Annotated in this window: 26 protein-coding genes; 13 read left to right on the forward strand and 13 right to left on the reverse strand. The window is 61.4% G+C overall.

Features of this window, described 5'->3' with window-relative positions:
- From CBB91_RS08355 to CBB91_RS08365, 3 genes are all read left to right on the forward strand, one after another.
- On the forward strand, window positions 1-1,104 hold a 1,104-nt coding region (locus CBB91_RS08355; RefSeq protein ID WP_273013431.1), incomplete at its 5' end, for an AGE family epimerase/isomerase.
- Between the two features lie 54 nt (window positions 1,105-1,158).
- A complete protein-coding gene (gene gpmA, locus CBB91_RS08360; RefSeq protein WP_273013432.1) occupies window positions 1,159-1,872 on the forward strand; it encodes a 2,3-diphosphoglycerate-dependent phosphoglycerate mutase in 714 nt (237 codons plus the stop codon).
- Window positions 1,869-2,324, forward strand: coding sequence for a riboflavin biosynthesis protein RibD (locus CBB91_RS08365; RefSeq protein ID WP_273013433.1), 456 nt, complete (start codon window positions 1,869-1,871; stop codon window positions 2,322-2,324). Before gpmA ends, CBB91_RS08365 begins: the two co-directional genes overlap by 4 nt.
- Here CBB91_RS08365 and CBB91_RS08370 read toward each other — a convergent pair whose 3' ends face one another.
- Window positions 2,325-3,374, reverse strand: a complete 1,050-nt coding sequence (locus tag CBB91_RS08370; RefSeq protein ID WP_273013435.1) for a glycosyltransferase — start codon at window positions 3,372-3,374, stop codon at window positions 2,325-2,327.
- 92 nt (window positions 3,375-3,466) lie between these two features.
- Between CBB91_RS08370 and CBB91_RS08375 the strand changes: the two genes are divergently transcribed.
- Window positions 3,467-4,501, forward strand: coding sequence for a glutathione S-transferase family protein (locus tag CBB91_RS08375; protein WP_273013436.1), 1,035 nt, complete (start codon window positions 3,467-3,469; stop codon window positions 4,499-4,501).
- Between the two features lie 73 nt (window positions 4,502-4,574).
- On the opposite strand, the gene CBB91_RS08380 is transcribed toward CBB91_RS08375, so the two are convergent.
- Window positions 4,575-5,054, reverse strand: a complete 480-nt coding sequence (locus CBB91_RS08380) for an Hsp20 family protein (protein ID WP_035548999.1) — start codon at window positions 5,052-5,054, stop codon at window positions 4,575-4,577.
- A 197-nt stretch (window positions 5,055-5,251) separates the two neighbouring features.
- Here CBB91_RS08380 and CBB91_RS08385 point away from each other — a divergent pair, with 197 nt between their 5' ends.
- On the forward strand, window positions 5,252-6,151 hold the full coding sequence (locus CBB91_RS08385; RefSeq protein WP_273013438.1) for a hypothetical protein: 900 nt from the start codon (window positions 5,252-5,254) through the stop codon (window positions 6,149-6,151).
- 89 nt (window positions 6,152-6,240) lie between these two features.
- A complete protein-coding gene (locus CBB91_RS08390) occupies window positions 6,241-6,855 on the forward strand; it encodes a TIGR02466 family protein (RefSeq protein WP_273013440.1) in 615 nt (204 codons plus the stop codon).
- A 7-nt stretch (window positions 6,856-6,862) separates the two neighbouring features.
- On the opposite strand, the gene CBB91_RS08395 is transcribed toward CBB91_RS08390, so the two are convergent.
- Complete coding sequence (locus CBB91_RS08395; RefSeq protein ID WP_035549007.1) at window positions 6,863-7,273, reverse strand: MAPEG family protein; 411 nt, start codon at window positions 7,271-7,273, stop codon at window positions 6,863-6,865.
- Between the two features lie 171 nt (window positions 7,274-7,444).
- Here CBB91_RS08395 and ppa point away from each other — a divergent pair, with 171 nt between their 5' ends.
- The 3 genes from ppa (at window position 7,445) to CBB91_RS08410 (ending at window position 9,791) form a co-directional block, all read left to right on the forward strand.
- Window positions 7,445-7,981, forward strand: coding sequence for an inorganic diphosphatase (gene ppa / locus CBB91_RS08400; RefSeq protein ID WP_273013441.1), 537 nt, complete (start codon window positions 7,445-7,447; stop codon window positions 7,979-7,981).
- 19 nt (window positions 7,982-8,000) lie between these two features.
- Entirely contained in the window at window positions 8,001-9,167 is a 1,167-nt protein-coding gene (locus CBB91_RS08405) for a sialidase family protein (protein ID WP_273013443.1), read from the forward strand.
- Window positions 9,168-9,791, forward strand: coding sequence for a LysE family translocator (locus CBB91_RS08410; protein WP_273013444.1), 624 nt, complete (start codon window positions 9,168-9,170; stop codon window positions 9,789-9,791).
- A 12-nt stretch (window positions 9,792-9,803) separates the two neighbouring features.
- Here the strand turns inward: CBB91_RS08410 and CBB91_RS08415 are convergent, their stop codons facing one another.
- On the reverse strand, window positions 9,804-10,427 hold the full coding sequence (locus CBB91_RS08415; protein ID WP_035549012.1) for a carbonic anhydrase: 624 nt from the start codon (window positions 10,425-10,427) through the stop codon (window positions 9,804-9,806).
- 146 nt (window positions 10,428-10,573) lie between these two features.
- Between CBB91_RS08415 and CBB91_RS08420 the strand changes: the two genes are divergently transcribed.
- Complete coding sequence (locus CBB91_RS08420; protein WP_035549015.1) at window positions 10,574-11,173, forward strand: TetR/AcrR family transcriptional regulator; 600 nt, start codon at window positions 10,574-10,576, stop codon at window positions 11,171-11,173.
- 56 nt (window positions 11,174-11,229) lie between these two features.
- Entirely contained in the window at window positions 11,230-12,285 is a 1,056-nt protein-coding gene (locus tag CBB91_RS08425; protein WP_273013446.1) for an acyltransferase family protein, read from the forward strand.
- Between the two features lie 60 nt (window positions 12,286-12,345).
- Here CBB91_RS08425 and CBB91_RS08430 read toward each other — a convergent pair whose 3' ends face one another.
- Together CBB91_RS08430 and CBB91_RS08435 are read right to left on the reverse strand one after the other, a co-directional pair.
- Window positions 12,346-12,894 carry a DUF1465 family protein gene (locus tag CBB91_RS08430; protein ID WP_035549018.1) on the reverse strand — a complete coding sequence of 183 codons (549 nt, stop codon included), beginning with the start codon at window positions 12,892-12,894 and terminating at the stop codon, window positions 12,346-12,348.
- A gap of 62 nt (window positions 12,895-12,956) precedes the next feature.
- Window positions 12,957-13,142 (reverse strand): DUF1192 domain-containing protein, encoded by a 186-nt coding sequence (locus CBB91_RS08435; RefSeq protein WP_035549021.1) that lies wholly within the window; start codon window positions 13,140-13,142, stop codon window positions 12,957-12,959.
- 91 nt (window positions 13,143-13,233) lie between these two features.
- On the opposite strand from CBB91_RS08435, the gene CBB91_RS08440 reads away from it, so the two are divergent.
- Window positions 13,234-14,211, forward strand: coding sequence for an NAD(P)H-quinone oxidoreductase (locus CBB91_RS08440; protein WP_273013448.1), 978 nt, complete (start codon window positions 13,234-13,236; stop codon window positions 14,209-14,211).
- Between the two features lie 134 nt (window positions 14,212-14,345).
- Window positions 14,346-15,020: a cell cycle transcriptional regulator TrcR gene (locus CBB91_RS08445; protein ID WP_273013450.1), complete on the forward strand. Its 675-nt coding sequence runs from the start codon at window positions 14,346-14,348 to the stop codon at window positions 15,018-15,020.
- A gap of 393 nt (window positions 15,021-15,413) precedes the next feature.
- On the opposite strand, the gene CBB91_RS08450 is transcribed toward CBB91_RS08445, so the two are convergent.
- From CBB91_RS08450 to CBB91_RS08480, 7 genes are all read right to left on the reverse strand, one after another.
- Window positions 15,414-16,244, reverse strand: a complete 831-nt coding sequence (locus CBB91_RS08450; protein ID WP_273013452.1) for a hypothetical protein — start codon at window positions 16,242-16,244, stop codon at window positions 15,414-15,416.
- Entirely contained in the window at window positions 16,244-18,670 is a 2,427-nt protein-coding gene (gyrB, locus tag CBB91_RS08455; RefSeq protein ID WP_273013454.1) for a DNA topoisomerase (ATP-hydrolyzing) subunit B, read from the reverse strand. The genes CBB91_RS08450 and gyrB overlap by 1 nt, the downstream gene beginning before the upstream one ends.
- A 398-nt stretch (window positions 18,671-19,068) precedes the next feature.
- A complete protein-coding gene (locus tag CBB91_RS08460; RefSeq protein WP_035546757.1) occupies window positions 19,069-19,833 on the reverse strand; it encodes an enoyl-CoA hydratase in 765 nt (254 codons plus the stop codon).
- Window positions 19,834-19,919: 86 nt separating this feature from the next.
- Window positions 19,920-20,699 carry a type I methionyl aminopeptidase gene (gene map / locus CBB91_RS08465; RefSeq protein WP_273013455.1) on the reverse strand — a complete coding sequence of 260 codons (780 nt, stop codon included), beginning with the start codon at window positions 20,697-20,699 and terminating at the stop codon, window positions 19,920-19,922.
- Window positions 20,696-20,920: a ParD-like family protein gene (locus CBB91_RS08470; protein WP_035546752.1), complete on the reverse strand. Its 225-nt coding sequence runs from the start codon at window positions 20,918-20,920 to the stop codon at window positions 20,696-20,698. The genes map and CBB91_RS08470 overlap by 4 nt, the downstream gene beginning before the upstream one ends.
- A gap of 91 nt (window positions 20,921-21,011) precedes the next feature.
- Window positions 21,012-22,994: a DEAD/DEAH box helicase gene (locus CBB91_RS08475; RefSeq protein ID WP_273013457.1), complete on the reverse strand. Its 1,983-nt coding sequence runs from the start codon at window positions 22,992-22,994 to the stop codon at window positions 21,012-21,014.
- Window positions 22,995-23,231: 237 nt separating this feature from the next.
- Window positions 23,232-24,113, reverse strand: an 882-nt coding sequence (locus CBB91_RS08480; protein WP_273013459.1) for a cytochrome P450, incomplete at its 5' end; no start/stop codon positions are given.

The raw sequence follows: 24,113 nt of genomic DNA on the forward strand, positions 1-24,113 counted from the left end.
CGCCACTGGCTGTTCGACGCATGTTTCCCGCTCTGGAGCGAACGCGGCCTGAACGAGAGCGGCCTTTTTGTTGACGCCCTCTCGCTGGATCACACACCTCTGGCTGGCGACAAAGTTCTCGTCAGTACGCAAGCGCGCCAGACTTCCGTATTCGCACAAGCCGGGCGTCTTGGCTGGAAACCCGATACGGCGAGGGATCTGGTCGAAGACGGTGTGCGGACGCTCAGCGGTCTGGCGCGACGCGACGATGGCCTGATCGGGCGCACCCTGCTTGCAGACGCCAGCGCACTTTCCGACCAGACGCCGTATCTTGGAGACCTCGCCGCCAGTCTGCATGCGCTCGCCCTGTCGAGTGAGATGCTCGAAGATGGCAGCGGCGTGATTGCGTCCGTCCGCGCGCTGCTGGATTCGCTCGACCGACGGATGAAAGATCGCACCAATGGCGGCTATGCCGAANTGCTGCCCATGATGGCCANACGCCAACAGNCGCCACACATGCGGCTGCTGGAGGCNTGCCTGGCCCTGCANCGCGCCGACCCGGAAGGCGATCATCTGGCCCGCGCATCCGNTCTGGTCACNCTGTTNCACGAGAAATTCACCGCNGGGCCTGGCGGCCTGCTCGGCGAGGAATTCGGGCCGGACTGGAGTGCGCCAGAAGGCGACCCGGCCCGGTTGGTTGCGCCGTCTCACCAATTCCAATGGGTCTGGTTGCTGGGCGCATTTGCGAGCGCGCAATCTGAACCGATGGCCCCCATTGCCGGACGCCTCTACAGTTTCGCCACCGGCACGCTGGACGAGGAAGGGCGCACCTTGCAACAGGTCAGCCGTGACGGCGGGGCACAGNATTCCGGCCGGCAGACCAGCGCNCAGACCGAAGCCCTGAGAGCCCACCTCACCATGCTTGAGATGACGGATGACGACGCCGTTGCCGCAGCCGCCTGCACCAGCTTCGACATNCTGATGGACGAACACCTGACNCCCGAAGGCGGCTGGATCGATGCCTATGACGGCGACGGCCATATCATCTCCAACTCGATGCCCGCCGCGACAGGGCACGACGTGGCCCGCGCATTTTCAGAGCTGATACGCGTGATGAACGCTTGAAACTGACCGGTTTTGCCGTGAAAAGGGCCGGAAACCGATCAGAAGGAAGTTTTCATGCCCAAACTCGCGCTCGTCCGTCATGGCCAGTCCGAATGGAATTTGCAGAACCGTTTCACGGGTTGGTGGGATGCCGACCTGACCGAGAAGGGCGAAGCGGAAGCAAAGAAATCCGGAGAATTGCTGAAAGCGTGCGACGCCGATTTCCGCGCNGCCTTCACCAGCGTCCAGACCCGCGCCATTCGCACATTGTGGCTGGCGCTGACGGAAATGGGCCGTGTGTGGCTGCCNGTGACCAAGCATTGGCGCCTGAATGAGCGCCACTATGGCGGCCTGACAGGGCTCGACAAGGCTGAGACCGCCGCCAAGCATGGCGANGACCAAGTCCATATCTGGCGCCGGTCCTACGACATCCCGCCNCCACCCCTGGAAGCNGGCAGCGAGTTCGATCTGGCCAGCGACCCGCGCTACAAGGGCATCGANATTCCGAACACCGAAAGCCTGAAGCTGACNCTGGAACGCGTCCTGCCCTATTGGGAAGAGGCGATCACGCCGGTCCTGAAGTCCGGCACGGATGTTGTCATCGCCGCGCATGGCAACTCGCTCCGCGCTCTGGTGAAGCATTTGTTCGATGTTGCGGATGAGTCCATCACCGGGATTGAGATTCCGACCGGTAACCCGCTCTACATTGAGCTGGATGACAATCTGAAGCCAATCTCCGTTCGNTATCTGGATGCAGATCGCGGCAAACCGCTGCCTGAACTTCCATGAGCCTGCGCCCGTCNCGTCGTCGCGACCGTCGCATGATGGGACGGGCCCACNCCCTNGCCCGGCTCAATCAGGGCCTGACNGGGGTAAACCCGTCGGTCGGCTGTATCATCCTTGACCGNGAAGGCCACATTGTCGGCGCNGGCGTCACCGGTNTTGGCGGACGGCCCCATGCCGAAGAAATCGCGCTGGATGAAGCCGNGGNGCGNGCNCATGGCGGCACCGCCTATGTCACGCTGGAGCCGTGCCGGTCGCGCTCACAGGGCAACAAATCCTGCTCTGTAAAACTGATGGAAGCCGGCATTGCGCGCGTTGTGTGCGCCATTGAGGATCCGCACCCGGTCGCCAATGGCGGNATTCGGGCCCTGCGCGACGCNGGCATNCAGGTGCAAATCGGGCTGGGCCAGCGCGAGAGCCAGCGACTCTACCGGAAATTCTTCGAAAGCATNCTCTGATCAGNCGCCGAAGGGTCCGGCNTGCGCGATGATCTTTTCATAGAACGCAACCGAATCCCGCTGGAACGCGGCCTTGTTGAATTGCTGCTCGTAGGACGCACGGCCCCCTTCGACCAGTTTTGCCGCAAGCGCCNTGTCAGAGATGACGCGGCTGAGCGCATTGGCCAGCGCATCGACATCATTCTTCGGAATCAGCAGCCCGTTCACTTCATCCTTCACATAGGCCGCCGGACCAANGGCGTCCGCCGCCACCAGGGGACGAGACGCGGCCCAGGCATCTACCGTCACCGTACCGAACGGTTCATAGCGTGAGGGGAAGGCCACCACATCACAGGCAGCGAGCAGCGCGCCGCGATCATTCCGCCATCCAAGAAAGCGCACACGGTCATCCAGGCCAAGCTTGGTGCACTGCGCCTTCAGCTCTGCTTCGATCGGCCCGTCGCCCGCGATCCAGACATACANGCCCGGCACCTTGGCCGTGGCGTCCAGCAGCGTGTCGAGGCCCTTCTTCTCGTGCAGGCGGGCCAGTGCGAGGGCGACAGGTGCGTCCTCTGGCGTATCCAGCGCCGCGCGGCTTGCCGGATCTGCGCCTTCGAAATCGGCATAGGTGTGAATGATGGCAGACCGGTCATCCGGCACGCCCTGCTCGCGGATATGGCGCAGCAGATCAATCGTCAGGCCGACATGCCATTCACAATTCACGAAACGGGCGAGCTTGTAATAGCCNCCATACCAGCCGATCGACCGGCTGCGATATTCCTTNGGCGCGAACTGCCCGGCNCGGCCCATCCAGTATTCGATCACATCCGGCTTGAACGCCTTGATCGCATCGCCGATCACGCGGCGCGTCGGGAAAGGCCAGGTATTGTTGAAAGCGGCCACATCGACGCCAATTCCGGCTTCACGAAATTTCTGCACGCGGAACTGGTTGTCCGGCCGTGTCACGACATGCTGGNTCAGCCCGGCTTCCGCCAGTGCCAGCACGGATTCCAGCATGATGTTNTCCGCGCCGCCCTCTTTCGCGCCCGCCATCACGTGCATGATCCGCATCTGCCGTTCCTTTCAAACTGAACCATTACCTGCCTGAGCGCATACCCATTATCACAAGCTGCGGCAAACGCTCCTTGGCAGTGGGGGATGAAATGCCTACAGACAGGGCCGAACACAATGAAAGCCGCATGATCATGTCCGACTACCGCCTCTTTGGCGCCGATACCTCGCCCTACTCCCAGAAAGTCCGCGCCTTCCTGCGTTACAAGAATGTGGACTTCGACTGGGTGGCGCGCTCGCGCGAGAATGAGGAAGAGTTCCAGGCACTGGCACAGGTTGCGACCGTACCCTTGCTGATCTCTCCNACGCGCCCGGCCAATCAGGACTCCACGGCGATCATTTCGGGCCTTGAGGCAGACCATCCAGAACCAAGCGCCGTGCCGGATGAGGTTGCGACCTCCATGCTGGCCCTGCTGCTGGAAGACTATGCGGATGAGTGGCTGAACAAGACCATGTTCCTGGAACGCTGGGGNCAGAAGCCTGACCGNGAAGATGCCGCNCTGCGCGTGNTGGTACAGCTTTATGGCGGCAAGCGCCCCCGCGCTTACAAGAAAGCCCGCGACCAGATTGCCGAACGTATGGCAGACCGGCTGAAGCTGGTCGGCGCAAATGAAAGCAANGCGGACATTCTCAAAGCNTCGTTCGAGCGCTTCTCAACGCTGCTGAACGCTCATTTGAAAGAACATCTCTACATTTTCGGTGGTCGTCCGTCTGCGGCAGACTTTGCGCTCTACGCGCAATTCCAGCAGATGATGATGGACAAGACCCCTGCCAAATGGCTGACCGAACACGCCCCGTTNATCGTCGCCTGGATCGAGAATATGGAAGATCCAAAGCCNGGCGCGCCGTTNGCCTCGCTTGANGCGCTNGCNCCGACGCTGGCNCCNATCTTCGCAGACGAGCTTTGCAAGACCTACCTGCCCTGGGCAAAAGCCAATTCAAAAGCGGCCGAGCGCGGCGACAAGGATGTGTCAGCCTCTGTGGAAGGTGGCACGTTCGAACAGTCGACACAAAACTACGCCGCCGCTGCATATGATTCCGTCCGCAAGGCGCTGGGCTCTGCGATGGAAGACGAAGCGCTGAAGACTTTCCTGAAAGACGCAGGCTGCGCGCGCTTTTTCGGTTAGGCCGGGGCCCCATCCAAGAAAAAACGGCGCGCCCATATGGACGCGCCGTTTCTGTTTCACGCAATGACCGCGCTTAGGCGGCGTTGCTGGAGGCTTTCTTGCCGATCAGTTTCGGTTCGCTCTTTGCAGGCGCGCCGATCTCGATCTTGCGGGGCTTCTTCTCTTCCGGCAGTTCGCGGATCAGGTCGATGCGCAGAACGCCGTGCTGGAGGTTTGCACCGGTCACGATGACATGGTCTGCCAGCTGGTACCGGCGAATGAAGCTGCGCTGGGCAATGCCGCGATGGAGATAATTACGGCCTTCGCCGTCTTCGCTCTCGCCGCGTTTGCCGGCAACGGTCAGCAGGCCTTCCTTGGTTTCGATTTCGAGGTCGTCTTCGGTGAAGCCGGCGACCGCGATCTCGATGGCGAAGGCATTGTCGTCAACGCGCTCGATATTGTACGGCGGATAGCCCTGCGAGCCGTCGAGGCGGGATGCCTGATCGATCATGCTGGCAAGACGGTCAAAGCCGACAACTGTGCGGTAAAGGGGGGTAAGGTCGATATTGCTCATAGGTTCAGTCCTCTGGTTCAAGCAACTGCGGGCCACCCTTTCGGGGAGCGCCCGGATGGATATTCGGCACCTGCGACAGTCCAACCCGAATTCGGCGTTGGCACAGAAACCGGTCACGACCCGATTGTCGGCATCGTGACACAGACTATGTGGGTAGCCTAAGAAGAGGTTCAAGAGGCCTGTTTAGGAGAGACCCTGTGAAGCCAATCACCCCGATTTTCGCCCTGTCCGCGCTGGTTCTGGCCGCCTGTGGCCAGCCTGACGCCCCTGCAACAGAAACAGCGCAGCCTGCCACACCGCCGGTCGAGACGACCGCGACAGAGACCACACCGCTTGAGGCCGCCATCGCTGGCGCGCATCGCAGCGACGAGGAAAAGGCCCGCGATGCCTGGCGCAATCCAAAGGAAACGCTGGAATTCTTCGGCGTGGAGGCCGATGACAAAGTGGTCGAGCTGTGGCCGGGCGGTGGCTGGTACACCAACATCCTCGCGCCGTATCTGGCGAGCGGGAATGGCACGCTGGTCGCGGCNTATTTCGATCCGAATGTGGGCGATGAAGACCGCCGCGCCCGCATCGCGGAACGCCTCGCAGAATTCAAGGCAAATTATGAAGACCCGAAATTCGGTACGATTGAATACAGCGCCTTTTCCGCCGAAAGCGGCCCGCTGACCGAAGAAGGCACAGCCGATGTCGTGCTGACCTTCCGCAATCTGCACAATTGGATGGGCGGCGGCTACACCGACAAATTCTTCACCGACGCCTATGCGGCCCTGAAGCCGGGCGGCGTGTTGGGTGTGGTCGAGCACCGCCTGCCCTCCACCGATACACAGGACCCGACCGGNGCGTCCGGCTATGTCCACGAAGACTATGTGAAATCACTCGCAGAAGCGGCCGGATTTGAATTTTCCGCGTCCAGCGAGATCAACGCCAATCCGGCCGATACGGCTGATCACCCGTTTGGCGTGTGGACCCTGCCCCCGGTCAGCGCGACATCTGACCGTGAAGGCAACACGCCGGAAGACTTTGANGCNGAGGCCTATGCNGCCATCGGCGAAAGCGACCGCATGACCCTGAAATTCGTGAAACCCGCCGAATAGGGCGACGAACACACACGACAGAGCCCGCTGCCCTTTCCGGGGTGGCGGGCTCTTTCTTTTGGCCCCTGCGCCGCCTAAAGGTGCGCATCATGACGACACGATCCCTCTTCCCGACCCTGATCCGCACCGAGTCTCTCGGCGNCGCAGACCTTGCGACGCGCCTGGAACATGTTTGCTGGGTGCTGGCAGAGGATGATCAGGCCGGCAATGAGTGGTGCGAGAAACAGGGCTATGGCGGCTACACCTCCTATGCTTCGCTGGACGATCTGCCAGAGCGGTTTCCGGAGTTTGCTGAGCTGAAAGCGCTGCTGGACCCGATGGCCGCATCATTCGCCGAGGAATTGCTCTGGGACATGGCCGGTCTGTCCCTNCAGCTNGACGCGATNTGGGTGAACATTCTTGAGCCCGATTTCGGTCATTCGAACCACATCCACCCCGGCAGCGTGATTTCGGGCACGTTCTATGTCGCGATTCCGGACGGGGCGGCGCGGTTGAAACTGGAAGATCCGCGCCTCTCGCGCATGATGGCGGCACCACAATTGCGCGATGATGTCCCCGAAGACCGCCAGCGCTTCGTCTATCTGGCGCCCGAAGCCGGACAGGCAATCATGTGGGAAAGCTGGCTGCGCCACGAAGTCCCTCCCAATATGGGGGAGGAACCGCGTGTCTCGATCAGCTTCAACTATGCCCTGAAGCAGGCGTGACCGACGGTTACAGCGCTTTTCCGATCACCATGATCGCCAGCGCCAGCCCGCCAACATAGGTGACAAGCGCGCCCAACGCTTTCAACGGATGCGGCTTTTCCAGCGTTGCGCAGACCAGGAAACCGAGCGCGTGCAGAATGCGCGACAGGGTGATGAGCACCACCAGGCCGGTGACGGTGAGCCCGAGATCGCGCCCCGCATAGGCAAAGCCGGTCACCACAAAAAGCCCGATCAGAAGCGCGGCATATTCGGCGGCATTTCCATGCGCCCGCTCGGCTTTCATCATCGGCCCGGTCGGGTCTGTCGCTGCCCCATAGGCGATGGTTTTCGTGCGTCCCCGCGTGATCGAAACCCAGAAGCCCAGCAACAGGGTCAGGATGACCAGCGCTGCGCTGCACAGGATAAGGATTGAATGCATTTGGTGTACCTCCCAGGCGGGAGAGTAACCCCATTTGGGCTAGTGGGAAGCATTCAGGCACAAAACCTGCTTAACCCTTTCGCGTCATTGCTGCTCTTGACGCAATCGGTTTGAGGCGTCATCGCCACCCGACACCGTATTTCAACCTTCCAGCCAGATGCGAGCCGTCTTATGGACCTTTCCAAAATCAAAACCGGTAACAACCCGCCGGACGACATCAACGTGCTCATCGAGGTCCCGCTCGGCGGCGACCCGATCAAATACGAGATCGACAAGGATTCCGGCGCGATGTTCGTGGATCGCTATCTCTATACCGAGATGCGCTANCCCTGTAATTACGGGTTCGTCCCGCACACGCTGAGCCTGGATGGCGACCCGATCGACGTGATGGTTGTCGGCAACCGCCCGCTTGTGCCGGGTTCCGTCGTGCGCGCCCGCCCGGTTGGCGTCCTCATGATGACAGACGACAAGGGCCCGGATGAGAAGATCCTCGCCGTGCCGCACAACAAGCTGACGTCTTACTATGACAAGATCGCGACCTATCACGACCTGCCACAGACGCTGATCGACAAGACCGCCCACTTCTTCGAGCACTACAAGGACCTCGAAAAAGGCAAGTGGACCCGGATCGAAGGCTGGTATGGCATCGAGAAGGCTCGCGAGTTGATCGAAGCTGCCGTGAAGCGCGGCCAGGAAGAAGGCGCCTGATCGCAGCGGCGGGATGCAAATGCTTGAACGCCTGTTCGCACTTTGCCTGATCCTGCCGCTTTTTGCCTGCACGCAATTACAAGACCGGCCGTCGGCGCTCCATGCACCGGCGGCCGATCTGTTTGACGCCTCAGCGCCCGATCTCGGCCTGTCTCCCCTGCCCGGCGCAGAGACGATCACCGTCTTCAGGCCAAGACCCGGAACTGACCAGTTCAGCAATGGCGCCGTGCCCATTGCCTTCAAGGGGCGCGTTTTCGTTCAATGGCAGAGCTCGGCCCGCGATGAAGACGCCCCGGACACGTGGGTTGCCTATTCAATCAGTGCCGATAATGGCGATCATTGGAGCACGCCGCGCCCCCTGACCGCACCATCTGACGACGAGGAAATCCGCTCCAGCGGCGGATGGTGGACCGATGGCGAAACGCTCGTTGCCTTCCTCAATGTCTGGCCGGAAGGTTTCCACAAACGCACAGGCGGTTACACCGCCTATCGCCTCAGCCAGGACGGCGAAACCTGGACCGANCCACGCCCCGTACTCGGCGCGGATGGTACACCGGTAAATGGCGTCATCGAGCAGGATCCGCACCTGTATGATGGCCGCCTGCACACGGCGTTTCATGTCCGCCCCGGCATTCGCGCGCGGCCCTTTTATACAGACGATCCGCTTGGATTGACGGGATGGCAGGCAGGCGCGTTCGAGAANCTTCCCTCAGACCCGCCCATGAGCCGGGAACTGGAGCCCAGCCTGTTCCAGCGCGGCGACTGTCTTGTCATGGTTTTCCGCGATCAGGCCTCAAGCTTTCGCCAACTGGCATCGGAAAGCTGTGACCGTGGAAAGAGTTGGAGTCGTCCGCAGCTGACAGCCATGCCGGATGCGCGCACGAAACAGAGTGCAGGCAATTTGCCGGACGGCACCGCGTTTCTTGTTCANGCGCCGAATGACGACAAATTGCGCATTCCCCTCGTCCTGTCGCTGTCAGAAGATGGCCACATATTCGACCGCGCCTTTCTGCTGCGCGGCGCGGATGATCTGCAGCCCCTGCGCACTGAGGGCCTCTACAAGCGGCCGGGCTACCACTACCCAAAAAGCTGGGTCACGAGCGATTACCTCTTCATTGCCTATACGGCCAACAAGGAAGACGTCGACCTGACCCGCATTCCCCTTTCCGCGCTGGAGGCGCGCTGAATGGATCTGTCAGTCTGGTTTGCGCTGATGGCGCTGTTCTTCGCAGGCGGCCTTACCCCCGGCCCGGCTGTCATGATGGTGATGAGCGCATCGCTGCGCTATGGCGCGCCAACCGCATTGATCCCTGCCGCGGGCGTGTCAGCCGCCAATCTTGTCTGGATCGCGCTGGCCGCGACGGGGATTGCCGCATTTGCCGCGCAAGCGCCGCTGGTTTTGTTGGTGCTGAAACTGGCGGGTATCTGCTTCATCGCCTGGCTCGCCTGGACGATGGCGACCGCAGACCCGCACCGACCCCGCGCCCGCGCAGACCAGGCGCCGGCAAAATCCAACCTGTTTGGTCGCGGCGTTGGCCTGCAATTGCTGAATCCGAACGCGCTCGTCTTCTTCGGGCTGTTGTTGCCCAGCTATTTCGATGCCGACCGGCCGGTTGTGCCACAGGCCTTGTTGATCATGGCCACCGTAACCGTCACTGAAATGTTCGGGCTCGCCTTCTATGCGTGGCTGGCGGACGCGATGAACCGCAAGTTCCAGTCACCCGCTTTCACGCAATGGTTCAATCGGCTCGCCGCGCTGGCCATGCTCGTCTCCGCCCTGTTCGCCGCCATCATGACCACGAACGCCTGACGACACATCGAATCAGGGCTGAATCACTTCGAATCGGCCCGTTTTCGCGTTTCGCCAGTGAAGTTCGCCATGCTTGATGGCAAACCAGGCGCCGTGCAGTTCCAGCTCTCCGGCCTCGACAGCACGCTTCACGAACGGGAATGACATCAAATTCTCGATTGAGGATTCAATGCCTTCCAGTTCCAGCGCGAATTGCGGGTTCACCGAACCGCTGTCGACGACGCGGTCCCGGGCATCTTTCAACAGTCGGACCCAGGGAGTCACAAACTCACCAATTTCCGGAGTCCCCTCCCCGGCCAGCGAGGCTGCCACACCGCCGCATCCGCCATGCCCCATGACCACCACATGCTCCACCTTCAGAACATTGACCGCATATTCCAGCGCAGCGCTGACACCGTGCAAGCCGCCATCCGGTTGATAGGGCGGCACGAGATTGGCAACGTTGCGCACAACGAACAATTGCCCCGGAGCGGCGTTGAAAATGTCAGAGGGGTCTGCGCGGCTATCGGCGCAGGCGATCATCATGAAACTTGGGCTTTGCCCTTCGCCAAGCTCCCGATAGAGCGCGGCCTGCTCGGAATATGTTCCACGACGAAAGCGACGATATCCTTCGAGTAGTTCTTCAACCGATTTCATGAATCAACTCCTGTACAATCGATGCATTGACTAGTGCATATTGTCTGGGCGGCAAGAGAAAACGGGAGTTTGTTTACCACTTCGCCCTTATGTTAGCGGTCTGAAGGCTGTAGAAATCACAGCGTCCCACAAATCTGGAGTTGTTCATGCCCACGCCTACGGAGACCAGAAAGTCTTCCCGGAAGGGGCCGACGCGCAGCGAAGCGTCCAAGGCCGCCATTCTGGACGCAACCCGCACAGAAATGGCCGAGAATGGCTGGCGGGGGTTCAGCGTCGACGCCGTGGCCAAACGGGCGAGTGCCTCCAAACAGACCATCTACAAATGGTGGCCCTCCATCGGGGCCATGTGTGTCGATGCCTGCCTTGCGTTGATCCCGGACAGCCCGGACGGAGGACGCGACCCGCAGGAGCGGATCACGGCACTGATCGTGCCCTTGGAAGCCGCCGCCCGCACTGGCGCGGGCCATGCCGTCTTGCGCGTCGCGCTCTCTGCTGCTGCGGACGACAAGGATGCGGGTGAGCTGTGGCGCGCCTGGATGAACCGCGACATCCGTATGCCAATGCGCATGCTGTTGGCGGAATTGGCCGGAAAACGCGTGATTCGTCGCGAATTCGACCTTGATGAGGCGATTGAAGAGATGCTCGGGCCGCTCTGGCATCGCATCATGGTGATGAAAGCGCCCGTCCGCGAAGGCTTTTGCAGCGCGCAAGCAGCTGGCTTCCTGAAAGTCTACGCCGCAAGCTGAATTCCCTGATGGCGCGAGAATTGCAGTGACGTTTCCAAACAGATTGGAAACGTCACATGTCCAATACGCCCTCGAAATGGGTCGACTATTCGACCGGCCTCTGCATTGCCCTGTTTGTAGTAACGCAATCCGTCCTGGCCATCGCTCCCCTTTCCGGCGGTGCAAGCTGGGCTCATCTCGTAGGGGCGTGGTCGGTTCCGATTGCCCTGCCAGTATTGTTCGCGATCGCTGGCATGCACCTGCCGCGCACGCTGTTCGGTTCGAAATCGACCTTTTTCGACCGGAAAGTGCTCAGATTCGTCTACTTCTATCTGGTCTGGATGGTTTTGCAGACCGTGGCGCTCCATATCATCGGCGCAGGCCCGCAAGGCTCTGGCCTTCTGGAAAGCCTCGCCCTTGGATTGGTGCAACCCGTTGCCGGACTGTGGATACTGCCACTTCTGGCCATGTTCGGTCTCGTCACATGGTTGGTGAGACTGCTGAAACCATCGAGAATCCTGTTGATCGCGGCATTGCTGCAAATCGCACATGCTGCCGGACTGGTTCAGACCGGCGCGCTCCTGATCGACGGCTTCGCGCAATATTTCGTGTTCTTCTTTGCTGGCTATCAGGGCGCGGGCCTGATGCGACAGTTCGCAACGCGCCTGCACAAGCGCACGTCGGACGTCAGCTCGGCCATCGCAATCTGGGCTGCCATCAACACCACGCTCGTCATTCAGGGCACGGCCACCCTGCCCGTGATCAGCCTGATCCTCGGACTGGCCGGTACTGTTTCCCTCATCGCGCTGGGCGTATTGCTGGCGCAGTCAGAACGCCTTCAAGTGCTGCATCATATGGGGCGCAACCATCTTGTGATCTATACGGGCTATTTCGTGCCCCTCGCGCTCGCGCAGGGCTTCCTGAGCGCCAGCAGCTTTGCGCCAGAGCCCGGTCTGACCAGTCTTGCCATTGCCATTGCCGGTATAACCGGCCCGCTTGCCCTGTATGGCCTGCTGCGCAGCACACCGCTCAAGGTACTTTACCGGCGTCCGAAGCGCTTCCGCCTCAAGGGCGCAGATGCACCGCGCGGACAGTTGATCGGCCAGTCCTACGACACGGCCGAAGAAGTCTGATCTGATTGGGAAGTACTCGTAGCGCACAGGGGCATACCAGTCGGTAGGCCCTGCCGGGTCTTACTTGGCGCGATGCCAGACCATCAGGGGATCAAACGCCCCGTTCTCTGCCGCGCGCTGAAGCTGGTTGATCTGGTCGATCACCGGATTTGGTATCTCAGCCGCCATCGACTGCCCATATAGCGCATCGTCCAGACGGCAGATCTGTTCGAACAGCGCCTCTGAGCGGGTGACCAGGTCCAGGAAGCGCTCCGGCATGCCCAGCCCCTGCTGGGCGGCCGCGTCCAGCGCAGGTTCTTCGCGGGAAATCCGGTATTTGCGGGCCGCTGCCTCTTCGCGGCGCATTTCACCGTCGCGAACCGCTTTCTGCATGACCAGCCAGCTCGCCGCCTGCATCAGGCGCGTGGTCAGCTCCATGCTCCAGGCCGAATAGGTCAGGCCGGGCTCGCGTGGCAGCGTTTTGGCTGCTTCACGTCCAGGGCCATCCAGATAGGTCGCGGTTTCCTCGACAAGCGCCATGCCCCGCGCGAAAACCGTATCGAACAGCTTTCCGCCGGTGAACGCATCCTTGGAACCCGATTGGTCGTCTCGAGACGTATCTACCGCCATGAATCCTACCCCTATTCGCTGGCCGGAAATTTGGACTTTATCAATCCAGTCTTTCCGCCCACTTAATCGCCGCCCCCGAACAGGGCATCCGCTGCAGATTTCTGAGCCTTCTTCTTCTCGATCTCTGCTTCACAGGCCGCAATGCCTGCTTTCAGCGTCTCGATGCGGTCATGCAATTCCTGCACCGACATCTGCTCCAGCGTCTGGGGCGTGTTGACGAGGATCGGCTCTTCATCAAATGCGGCCATGGGGCGCGTCCTCCAATTCGTGCTACAGGCCATATCAAAGCAGAAACGCTGACCCGATGCGACTCTCGATTCAGGAAGGAAACACACGACAATGGCGACAGACATGATGAAGGCGGTGATTGCCGAAGACGGACAGCCCCTGACCCTTGGAGACTTTGAAAAGCCCGCGCTGAATTCTGGCGAGGTGCTGGTGAAAGTGGCGGCCTCCGGGCTGAACCGCGCCGATCTCGTCCAGCGCCGCGGCGCCTATCCGCCCCCCAAGGGCGCCTCTCCGATCATGGGCCTCGAAATCTCCGGCACGATTGTCGAGACCGGCGAAGGCGTCAGCCGCTTCAAGACCGGCGACCGCGTCGCTGCCCTGCTTGCCGGCGGCGGCTATGCAGAATATGCCGCCGTGGACGAAGGCTCGCTTTTCCCAGTGCCAGACGGCATGGACATGGTTAACGCCGCCTGTTTCCCGGAAGCGCTGATGACGGTCTGGGCCAACGTGTTCGACCGCGTGAATCTCAAATCCGGCGAAGCATTCCTCTGTCATGGCGGCACCAGCGGCATCGGTGTCATGGCGCTGCAAATGGCCAGGCTGGCGGGCGCCTCCAAGATCTACGCCACCGCAGGATCAGAGGAGAAATGCACGCTGGCGAGAGAACTCGGCGCAGACCGCGCGATCAACTACAAGACCGAGGATTTCGAGACGGTCATCAAGGAAGATGGCGGCGTCGACGTCACGCTCGACATGGTCGGCGGTGACTATATCCAGAAGAATATCTCGGTCTCGAAACCCGACGGGCGCATCATCAACATCGCTTATATGAACGGCTTCACGGCAGAACTGAATTTCGCCCCGGTCCTGATGAAGCGCCTCACCCTCGCCGCCACCACGCTGCGCGCCCGACCGGTAGACGAGAAGCGCCGCATCCGCGACGCGGTGGAGAAGGATTTCTGGCCACACGTCGTATCGGGCAAGATCCGGCCCGTTCTGGAACAGGCCTTTCCCGTCGCAGACGCCGAAGACGCGCAAGCCCTGATGGCCAAAGGCGGCCANTCCGGCAAGATTGTGCTGGTCTGGTGAGCCATGCGGCTTTCAATTTGTCGGACAAGACATTATAAGGNTCCCAAGGTTTAAGGCACGTCCGAACCCGACCGCCCGGCACGATGTGTCGGGCGGCTGCATTTCTGGCGGCCATTTCATTCAGGGAGATCCCCATGTCCGATATTCTGATGCCAAAGGCGACGGCCGTCTGGCTGCTCGACAATACCAGCCTCACCTTCAACCAGATCGCGGCGTTCTGCGGCCTNCACTATCTGGAAGTCAAAGGCATCGCCGATGGTGATGTTGCCGAAAACATGCGCGGCGTGGACCCGATNGCCGGNGGCATGCTGTCCCGCGAGGAAATCCGCCGCGGNGAGGAAGATGACGGCTANACGCTGAANAAAGCGGCCTCCAAGATCGCCCATATTCCACAGCCAAAGCGCAAGGGCAGCCGCTACACGCCGGTTATCCGCCGTCAGGACAAGCCGGACGCCGTGGCCTGGTTCATTCGCAACCACCCGGAAGTCTCCGATGCGCAAATCTCCAAACTGATCGGCACCACCAAGTCGACCATCAACAATGTGCGCGACAAGAGCCACTGGAATTCGGCCAATATCCGNCCGGTTGACCCGGTGACGCTGGGCCTGTGCACGCAAATCGAGCTGGACGAAGTGATCGCGAAGTCCGCTGACAAGCGTCGCAAGCTGGAAGCGGAAAAAGCCGAGAAATTCGAAGGCCCCGGCCTCGCCCCGGCCCAGGATGACGCCGCGGCCTATGAATCAGACGACAGCGACAGCACGTCCAATGANGATGTGTCCGCCGACGACATCTTCAAGAATTTCAGCTAGGCTCCGCCTGGCAGACCCAAACCATAAAGGCCGGCCACTGAGCNGGCCTTTTTTGTTGGGGGCAACTTGTCCCTGTCCATGTCTGCCTCGCCGGAAAGGCGACGTGTGTGGATTAGGGCTTGCCCTCTCCTCCCGCAGGCCCCTGCGNANGCAGGGGCNCATCNNTGAAAGTTCGTCTCTCGCCAGTTCATCCTTCGACTTCGCTCAGGATGAGTCTGGTCTTTGCTGTACTTTGTGAGCGCTCATGCTGAGCGAAGTCGAAGCACGGGCGCGGGCTGGGTCCCGGATATTTGCTGGCGCAAATTCCGGGATGACAGGGATGGGGAATGTGGGCCGAAATTCCGGATCAAGTCTGGGGAGGCGGCGTGGGGAGAATGTAGGGTGATGCCCACTCTACGAGGTTGGTATAAGGCCCATTATAGTTGGATCCCGAACAAACGAGAGAGCTGCGTATGAACGGATTATCCAGTCTGCCGTTTCAAAGCCCTCTTTGGCGGCTTTCACCTTGCTGTAGACCGATTGTAGAGTCGAACCAACTTTCTTTGCCATCGCCGATACGTCGGGAGATCCGCCGTTGGGCTTTTCGCCCCGCTCAAGCATCATGTAAGCTACAACAAGTTCGTGTAGGCCTTCTGTTGCATAGTTTGTTCCCAAGTTAGGGACACGATCTAGGCGAGTGTGGAACTTTTGCAATCCGTCGATAATCATTTGACGGATGAAGTCATGCTGGCGCAGCTGGTGTTCGTCAAGCCATTGGCGAAGTATCGCGCATTCGTTTTGAATATGTGCAACATCGTTTTCGCTGAGTTTCGGATATGAACAAAGTGGCTCCAGCGCGGGCGATAACATTTGAATCGGCAACCAATTCTCTTCTGAAAGCCGCTTCTTCATACCCCTGTTGTTATCCCACCAAACTGCATGTAGTCCGCTATCGGAAAAAGCTGACTTGATATTGTTTAGCTTTGGTGTTGCGAGCGTTTTGAGGTTGTGACCTATTGGGGCGGATTGGACCAGCTTGTCCAGAGCTTCGATCTTCTCGTTGATGAAAATCACTACTTCGTAGAATTCGGCCGACCAAGCTTGAGTGTTGGTCATTTGAGCTAGAAAGTCAGCAGTTTTCTGATTCGTAGAATTTTGTGAGAACAACCATTGGCAAAACTCCGCCAACTCAGTGGCAGGATCGATTATCTCTACTTCGCTTTCTTCATAGTCTGTATCAGACATTAAACATCCACTTCGGCTTCCAGCGCGAACTCTTCGATGAACTCGCGCCGTGGCTCCACGATGTCGCCCATGAGTTTGGTGAACATTTCGTCGGCTTCCTCGATATGGTCGACGCGGACCTGGAGGAGGGTGCGGGCGTTGGAGTCGAGCGTGGTTTCCCAGAGCTGGTCGGCGTTCATCTCACCGAGCCCCTTGTAGCGCTGGATCTTGATGCCNTCGCGGCCCGCGGTCAGCACGGCCTGGAACANGGCNCATGGTCCGTGGACGGTAAAGTCACCGCCTTTTTCGCGGCGCAGGATCAGCGGCTGGTCATACAGCTCNCGCANGCTTTCGGCGCGNTCGGCNAGGCGAATGGCGTCCTGGCTGGCCAGTAGCGGCGCAGGCAGGATGGCGTTCTCTTCCACGCCGCGCACGGTGCGCTTCAGGACCAGCGCGCCATCTTCAAAACGGCCCACCCAATTGTCTTCGCCCTCTTCGGCNAAGCGNTTCAGGCGTTCGGCGGTCTTCTGCGCTTCGGCGTCGCCCGCGCCNGCGGCCATCGCGCCGGCCATTGCGGCCTGTTCCAGCAAATCTGCCGGGGCGCGCAGGGCGAGACGGGCGAGGTTTGCCCGGAAATTGGAGGCCGCGCGCACACGGTCGCGCAGGTCTTCGCCCGCAATCTGGGTGCCATCCGGCAGGATCAGTGCCTCGCCGGACGTGCCCTCGTCGATGAGGTAGGAATCAAGCTCCGCATCATCTTTCAGGTACCGTTCGGACTTGCCGCGCGACACCTTGTAGAGCGGCGGCTGGGCAATGTAGAGATAGCCCTTCTCGATCAGCTCCGGCATCTGACGATAGAAGAAGGTCAGCAGCAGGGTACGGATGTGCGCGCCGTCCACGTCAGCATCGGTCATGATGATGATCTTGTGATAGCGCAGCTTGTTGATGTCGAACTCGTCCCGGCCGATGCCCGCGCCGAGCGCCATGATCAGTGTGCCGACCTGATCGGAGGACAGCATCTTGTCAAAGCGTGCGCGTTCCACGTTCAGGATTTTCCCGCGCAGGGGCAGGATGGCCTGGTTCTGACGTTCACGGCCCTGTTTGGCAGAGCCACCCGCGGAGTCACCCTCGACGATGAAGAGTTCGGATTTCGCCGGGTCTTTCTCCTGGCAGTCGGCCAGCTTGCCGGGCAGGGAGGTGATGTCGAGCGCAGACTTGCGACGCGTCAGCTCGCGGGCCTTGCGGGCCGCTTCGCGCGCCGCCGCTGCCTCGACGATCTTCATCATGATTTCCTGCGCTTCCTTCGGGTGTTCCTCGAACCATTCGGCGAGCTTTTCACCCATCAGGCTCTCGACCACAGGGCGCACTTCGGAGGAGACGAGCTTGTCTTTCGTCTGGGAGCTGAATTTCGGATCAGGCACTTTCACGGACAGGACGCAGGTCAGGCCCTCGCGCGCATCATCGCCGGAAATCTCGACCTTGGATTTCTTCGCAATGCCGGTTTCGTTCGCATATTTGTTGATCAGGCGGGTCAGCGCGCCGCGGAAGCCCGCCAGATGGGTGCCGCCATCGCGCTGGGGGATGTTGTTGGTGAAGCAGAGCACGTTCTCGTGATAGCTGTCATTCCACTCCATCGCGACTTCGACCGTGATGCCGTCCTTCTCGCCGATGGCATAGACCGGCTCAGGGATCAGCTTGGATTTGGTCTTGTCGAGGTGTTCGACGAACGCCTTAACGCCGCCCTCATATTCGAGGATCGCCTCATAGGGCTCTGCGTCGCGCTCATCGCGGAAGATGATCTTCACGCCGGAGTTCAGGAAGGCCAGCTCGCGCAGGCGGTGCTCCAGCGTCTTGCGGTCATAATCGGTCTTGGTGAAGGTCGACGGCGAGGCGAGGAAGCGCACAGCGGTGCCGGTATAGGGCTTGCCATTGTCGCGGTTCGGGGACTCGCCCCGCTCGATCAGGGGCGCCTCCACGCGGCCCCCCTCGATGAAGCGGACCCAGTGTTCCTTGCCATTGCGGTGAATGGTCAGCTCCAGCCAGTCCGACAGCGCGTTCACGACGGACACGCCGACGCCGTGAAGGCCGCCCGAGACCTTGTAGGAGTTTGAATCGAATTTCCCGCCCGCATGCAGCTGGGTCATGATCACTTCGGCCGCGGAGACGCCCTCGGTCGGGTGCATGTCGACCGGAATGCCGCGGCCATTGTCGGTGATTTCGGCAGAGCCATCGGGGTAAAGCGTGACCGTCACACGGTCTGCATGGCCGGCAAGCGCCTCATCGATGGCGTTGTCCACAACTTCGTAGATCATGTGGTGCAGGCCCGAACCGTCATCGGTGTCGCCGATATACATGCCGGGGCGTTTGCGGACCGCTTCGAGGCCCTTCAGGACCTTGATCGAGCCAGCGCCATATTCGGGGGATTCAGCTTGCGTGCCTTCGGCCATAAAGGCCTCCTCATCGATTCGTGGATTCGCCTTTATTTATAGGGGGTTTGACGCCTAAAGGCCACAGATGAGAGGGGGAATTTGCAGCCCGGAAAACCCTTTTAAAACAGGGTATTGCGGGCCGATTTGGCCGGCAGGGCGTCCGTCTGCGGATGGCCGGGGCAAAAAAGTGTCAAAAAACCCCGGAATCAGGGGGGATTCCGGGGGGTATGAGTCTCTCCAGATCCGTGTCTCCGGGCTTGACCCGGAGCCTCTTGCGGCTGGCTGCGCGAAGCCCGCGCCCGTGCTTCGACTTCGCTCAGCATGAGCGCTCAAAAAGTGCAGTAAAGACCGGACTCATCCTGAGCGAAGTCGAAGGATGAAGCGGCAGAGCGCCCCCGTCAGGCCTCGCGAAATGCTCAGTCCTGGAAGACCGGTTTGCGCTTTTGGGCGAAGGCGGCGGCGGCTTCGGCGAAGTCAGGGGATTTGAGCTGTTCCGCAAACGCCTTGCCTTCTTCGGCCATGCGCTGTTTCACGGCGTCGCGATTGGCGCGGATCAGCGCCTTGGAGCGGCGGATGGCCGTCGGCGCGGCGGCGGCGACCTGCTGGGCGCAGGCGGTTGCGGCGGCCATCAGGCCTGCATCCGGCACAAGGCGCGAGACGAGGCCACAGTCCAGCGCTTCCTGCGCGGTCAGGATGCGGCCTGCCAGCAGGATCTCATTGGCCATGGAATTGCCCACAGACAGCGGCAGGAGCAGCGAGGAGCCCGCTTCCGGCACAAGACCCAGCGCCGTGAAGGGCGCGCGGAAATTGGCGCTCTCAGCCGCATAGGCGATGTCACAGTGCAGCAGCATGGTCAGGCCAACGCCGATGGCCGGGCCGTTGACGGCGGCGATGAGCGGTTTTTCTGCGTCGCGGATGGCGTTCAGGAAGCGGGTGACAGGCGGCTCGCCGGAGCTGCGCTCCATGTCGGAGGCGAAATCGCCAAGGTCGTTGCCAGCCGTGAACATGTCGCCTTCGCCGGTGATGATGATGGCGCGAACCGCCTTGTCGTCATTCGCGCCGACAATCGCATCCGCCATCGCGCCATACATGGCCTGGGTCAGGGCGTTCTTGCGCTCGGGCCGGTTGATGGTGAGCGTCAGGATCTGGTTGTCGAGGCTGGTCTGGATATGGTCGGTCATGGGGCGCTCCGCGTCTTGTTACCCGCAGGGGTGTGCGGGCTGGCGCGCCGGGCGTCAATCTCTGACGGTGCGGGAGGACCTGCTGTTCATGCGGCCCGGAAGCCGGGGGCGCGTTCCTCTGGCCTGAGCGTCAGCACGTCGACGCCCGTGGCCGTTACCGCGACCGTGTGTTCGAACTGAGCCGAGAGGGAGCCGTCCGTGGTGACAACGGTCCAGCCATCCTCTTCGGTCCGTACGGTGCGGCGGCCGCGATTGAGCATCGGTTCGATCGTGAAGACCATGCCTTCGCGCAGGGTGAGGCCGGTGCCGGGTTTGCCGAAATGAAGGATTTGCGGATCTTCATGCATCTCCCGGCCAATGCCGTGGCCGCAATATTCCCTCACCACGGAATAGCCAGCGCGTTTGGCGTGGCGCTCAATCGCGAAGCCTATGTCCCCCAGTCGTGCGCCGGGGCGGACCGCTCGAATGCCTTTCCACATGGCGCTGTAGGTCGCCTGAACCAGACGCCTGGCCGCGAGCGAGACATCGCCAACAAGGTAGGTTTTGGAGGAATCGGCAATGTAGCCGTTCTTTTCCAGCGTGATGTCGAAGTTCACAATGTCGCCATCGCGTAGAACGTCCGTAGGCGACGGAACACCGTGACAGACAACATTGTTGATGGAGGCGTTCAGGACAAACTCAAACCCATATTGCCCCTTGCTGGCGGGGCGGGCCTGAAGGTCTTCCCGAATGTAGTGTTCGACCAGATCGTTGATCTGGAGGGTGGTTGTTCCAATGAGGTCCAGCGTGTCCAGATACTCGAATACGGCTGCGAGCAGGCGTCCGGATTCCGCCATCAGCGCGAGTTCCTGTGGCGTCTTTGTCATGCGTCGACAGCGGCGCGATCAGGCGTGAGAGAGGGCGCCGAGACGCCAGCGGTCTCCAGTTCGCGCTTCAGGACTTCGCTATAGCTGAGGGTCGGATTCATTTCGCAAAGCATGCCGATCCTGATCCAGTAGGCTGCCTGAGCGTTGATGGAGCGGGCGGACACCTTGCTGGCCCGCCGGACCTGCTCGTGCAGGTCGTCGTCGATGTTTACAATTCCCATGTCCGGCTCCGAATACATTTCATATATGGATCGTATATGAAATGTATATCAGTGCCGCAAGAGGAATTTCAGGTCGCGCCAGTGATGGCGGCTAGTCCGCCTGTGGCTTCTTCGGGCCCTTGCTGTGGCCTTTGGCCGGGCCCTTCTTGAAGGGCTTTTTCTTTGTGGGGCGTTTGTAGGTCTGGTCGCCGCCGGTGGGTTTGCCGCCCTTGCCGGGGGCTTTTGCGCGGATCTGGGGCGCCTTGCGGGCCTTCTTGGCCGGGCGGTCATCCTGGATGTAGTCGGTCAGCGGATCGAAGGGNTTTTCCTTCGCCGCGGCGGGCGGCTTTGGCTTCTTGCGTTCGCGGCGGGGCGGCGGGCGGTCTTCCTTTGCGTCGGAGCCTGGCGCATGCGCGGCAGGCGGGCCGTCCAGCGAGAAGGCGCGCAGGCCTTTTTCCAGCGTGCCATCCGGCTTGATCGTGTCGAACAGACGTTTGGCGGCGTCGGGCTTCAGNTCCACATGCGTGTCGGCCGGGTTGATGCGGATCGCGCCGATGTCTTCGCGTGACAGGCCACCGGCCTTGCACAGCATGGGCAGCAGCCAGCGGGCTTCGGCATTTTTGCGGCGACCGACGTTCAGGCCGATCCATGTTGCATTTTCGAATCCGGGCTGCGGCTCGCGCGGGCGGCGTTCGCGAGGCTCGCGCGGTTCTCTGGGGCCGCGATCATCCCGGTCGCGGCGATCATTGCGCTCACGCCGATCACGCGAGGGCGGGCGGTCATCCACTTCGCGCAGATCTTCCGGGGCGGTGCGCCCGGCGCGCTGGCGGCGGATGAAGGCGGCCGCGATCTGTTCAGCGCCATAGGTGTCTATCAGCGTACGGGCAAGTTCTGCCTCATTGGCGCTGGCATCTTCGGTGAAGATCGGGTCGGCCATCAGGCGGGCGTCGTCCAGCGCATTGATTTCATCTGCAGACGGCGGTTTTCCCCAGCTCGCCTCGATCTTTGCGTCGCGCAGAAGGCGCTCCACCCTGCGGCGGGCACGTGGCGCAACCAGAAGCGCACTGACGCCCTTGCGGCCTGCGCGGCCTGTCCGGCCTGACCGGTGGAGCAGGGTGGCCGGATCGCGTGGCAGGTCTGCATGGATGACGAGGCCGAGATTTTCGAGGTCCAGCCCGCGCGCGGCAACATCGGTCGCGATACAGACGCGGGCGCGGCCGTCCCGCAGGGCTTGCAGTGCGTTGAACCGCTCTTTCTGGCTCAGCTCACCTGACAGGGCGACAACCGGGAAGCCGCGATTGCCCATACGGCTCATCAGCTTGTTCACGGCGGCGCGCGTCGTGCAGAAGACGATGGCGGTCTCGCTGTCGGAATGGCGGACAATGTTGACGATGGCGTTTTCTTCATCCCCCGGCGCAACCAGCAGGGCCCGATAGTCGATGTCGACATGCTGGGATTTCTCTGCCGCCGTGGTGATGCGCTTGGCATCGTTCTGGTAGCGGGAGGCGAGCGCGGCGATGCCTTTCGGCACGGTGGCGGAAAACATCAGCGTGCGGCGGGTTTCAGGTGTGCCGTCGAGAATGTGCTCCAGCTCCTCGCGGAAGCCCATGTCCAGCATCTCGTCGGCCTCGTCCAGCACGACGACGCGCACCTTGGAAGCGTCGAGCGAGCCGCGGCGGATATGGTCTGACAGGCGGCCCGGCGTGCCGACAACGATGTGGACCCCGCGGCCCAGCGCCCGGCGCTCGTCGCGCATGTCCATGCCGCCCACGCACGTCGTCAGGCGCGCGCCGGAGGGGGTATAGAGCCAGTCCAACTCGCGGGAGACCTGCTGTGCCAGTTCCCGGGTCGGGGCGACGATGATGGCCAGCGGCGTTTCGGGGCGGTCGAACCGGTCGGCACCGTCCAGCAGGTCGGCGGCCATGGCGAGGCCGAAGGCAACCGTCTTGCCGGAGCCGGTCTGCGCGGAGACGAGCAGGTCCTGGCCAGCGAGGTCTTCTTCAATGACGGCGGACTGGACCTGGGTCAGCGTGTCGTATCCACGCTGCGCAAGGGCCTCGGCAAGCGCCGATGGGATAAGGGAAGTGTCGGTCATGGGGCAGGGACTTTCAGGGGCGCTAAGGGCGCAGCAGCGTGCGCAGCGCGGGAAGATTTTGCCCCCTATGACACGTTTTTGCGTAACGCACCATAAACAGCGCGCAGATGGGGTGTTTGGGGGATTCTGGCGAAACCCCCTCTCCCGCCTCCCCGGACTTGATCCGGGGTCTCCCGAGGCGGCTCCCAATAGCTAGCCGCGGGAGGCTCTGGCATTCGCCGGAGATACGGGAGAAACTCACACTTCCACGTCCAGTCGCTCCAGCCCACGGAAGAAGGGGAGGGCGCGCCAGGTCAGCTCCTGCTCTGGCAGGCGCATGTCGGGATAGCGCGCGAACAGTTTCTCGAACACGCGGCGCGCTTCCATGCGGGCCAAGGGGGCCCCGATGCAGATATGTGGGCCGCCGCCGAAAGCGACATGGCTGGCGCGTTTCTGCGTGATGTCGAACGCTTCGGGCGCGTCAAACACGGTCTCGTCCCGATTGGCGGAGGCCAGTGAGCAGAATACGACCTGATGGGCCTTCATCGGACAGCCGGCGACTGTCTTGTCGGCCTCGACGATGCGGGAGGTGGCCGAGACGGGCGCCTCATAGCGCAGCACTTCCTCAACCGCCTGCGCGCCCAGCGCCGGATCGGCCTTGAACGCGGCGAGCTGGTCCGGATGGGTTAGGAACAGCCACACGCCATTGCCGATCAGGTCTGTCGTGGTGAGGTTCCCGCCAACAAGGAGCGCGCCGAGATTGATGCGTAGTTCGTCATCTGTCAGCGGAGCGTCGCCGCTTGCCTGCAGCTGTACCATGTCTGTAATCAGATCATCGCCGGGGGTCTTGCGGCGTGCCTCCATCAATTCGGTGAAATAGGCGTCGAGCGCGTGGCTGCCATGTTCCATCCGTTCTGTCTCTTCCGGGGTGCGCACGGGATTGAGGCTGAGGATGATGTCTTCAGACCATTGGCGGAAATCCGGCAGGCGTTCCTCGTCCACGCCGAGAATGCGGGCGATGACGGTGACGGGGATAGGCACGGCGATGTCTGCCATCAGGTCAAACCGGCCGGTCGCGGGCGCGGCGTCGATGGTCTCGTCAATAATGGCTTCGATCTGGGGCTTCATCTTCTGGATGCG

The sequence above is a fragment of the Hyphomonas sp. TMED31 genome, assembly GCF_002172815.1.
Taxonomy (GTDB): domain Bacteria; phylum Pseudomonadota; class Alphaproteobacteria; order Caulobacterales; family Hyphomonadaceae; genus Hyphomonas; species Hyphomonas atlantica.

Bases quoted from the DNA above. Each gene is read 5' to 3' on its own strand.
- CBB91_RS08420 (WP_035549015.1), top strand. From the start codon at position 10,574: ATGCCCACGCCTACGGAGACCAGAAAGTCTTCCCGGAAGGGGCCGACG.
- CBB91_RS08415 (WP_035549012.1), bottom strand. From the start codon at position 10,427: ATGAAATCGGTTGAAGAACTACTCGAAGGATATCGTCGCTTTCGTCGT.
- map (WP_273013455.1), bottom strand. From the start codon at position 20,699: ATGACAAAGACGCCACAGGAACTCGCGCTGATGGCGGAATCCGGACGC.
- CBB91_RS08425 (WP_273013446.1), top strand. From the start codon at position 11,230: ATGTCCAATACGCCCTCGAAATGGGTCGACTATTCGACCGGCCTCTGC.
- CBB91_RS08380 (WP_035548999.1), bottom strand. From the start codon at position 5,054: ATGAGCAATATCGACCTTACCCCCCTTTACCGCACAGTTGTCGGCTTT.
- CBB91_RS08410 (WP_273013444.1), top strand. From the start codon at position 9,168: ATGGATCTGTCAGTCTGGTTTGCGCTGATGGCGCTGTTCTTCGCAGGC.
- CBB91_RS08395 (WP_035549007.1), bottom strand. From the start codon at position 7,273: ATGCATTCAATCCTTATCCTGTGCAGCGCAGCGCTGGTCATCCTGACC.
- CBB91_RS08430 (WP_035549018.1), bottom strand. From the start codon at position 12,894: ATGGCGGTAGATACGTCTCGAGACGACCAATCGGGTTCCAAGGATGCG.
- CBB91_RS08460 (WP_035546757.1), bottom strand. From the start codon at position 19,833: ATGACCGACCATATCCAGACCAGCCTCGACAACCAGATCCTGACGCTC.
- CBB91_RS08435 (WP_035549021.1), bottom strand. From the start codon at position 13,142: ATGGCCGCATTTGATGAAGAGCCGATCCTCGTCAACACGCCCCAGACG.
- CBB91_RS08450 (WP_273013452.1), bottom strand. From the start codon at position 16,244: ATGTCTGATACAGACTATGAAGAAAGCGAAGTAGAGATAATCGATCCT.
- CBB91_RS08470 (WP_035546752.1), bottom strand. From the start codon at position 20,920: ATGGGAATTGTAAACATCGACGACGACCTGCACGAGCAGGTCCGGCGG.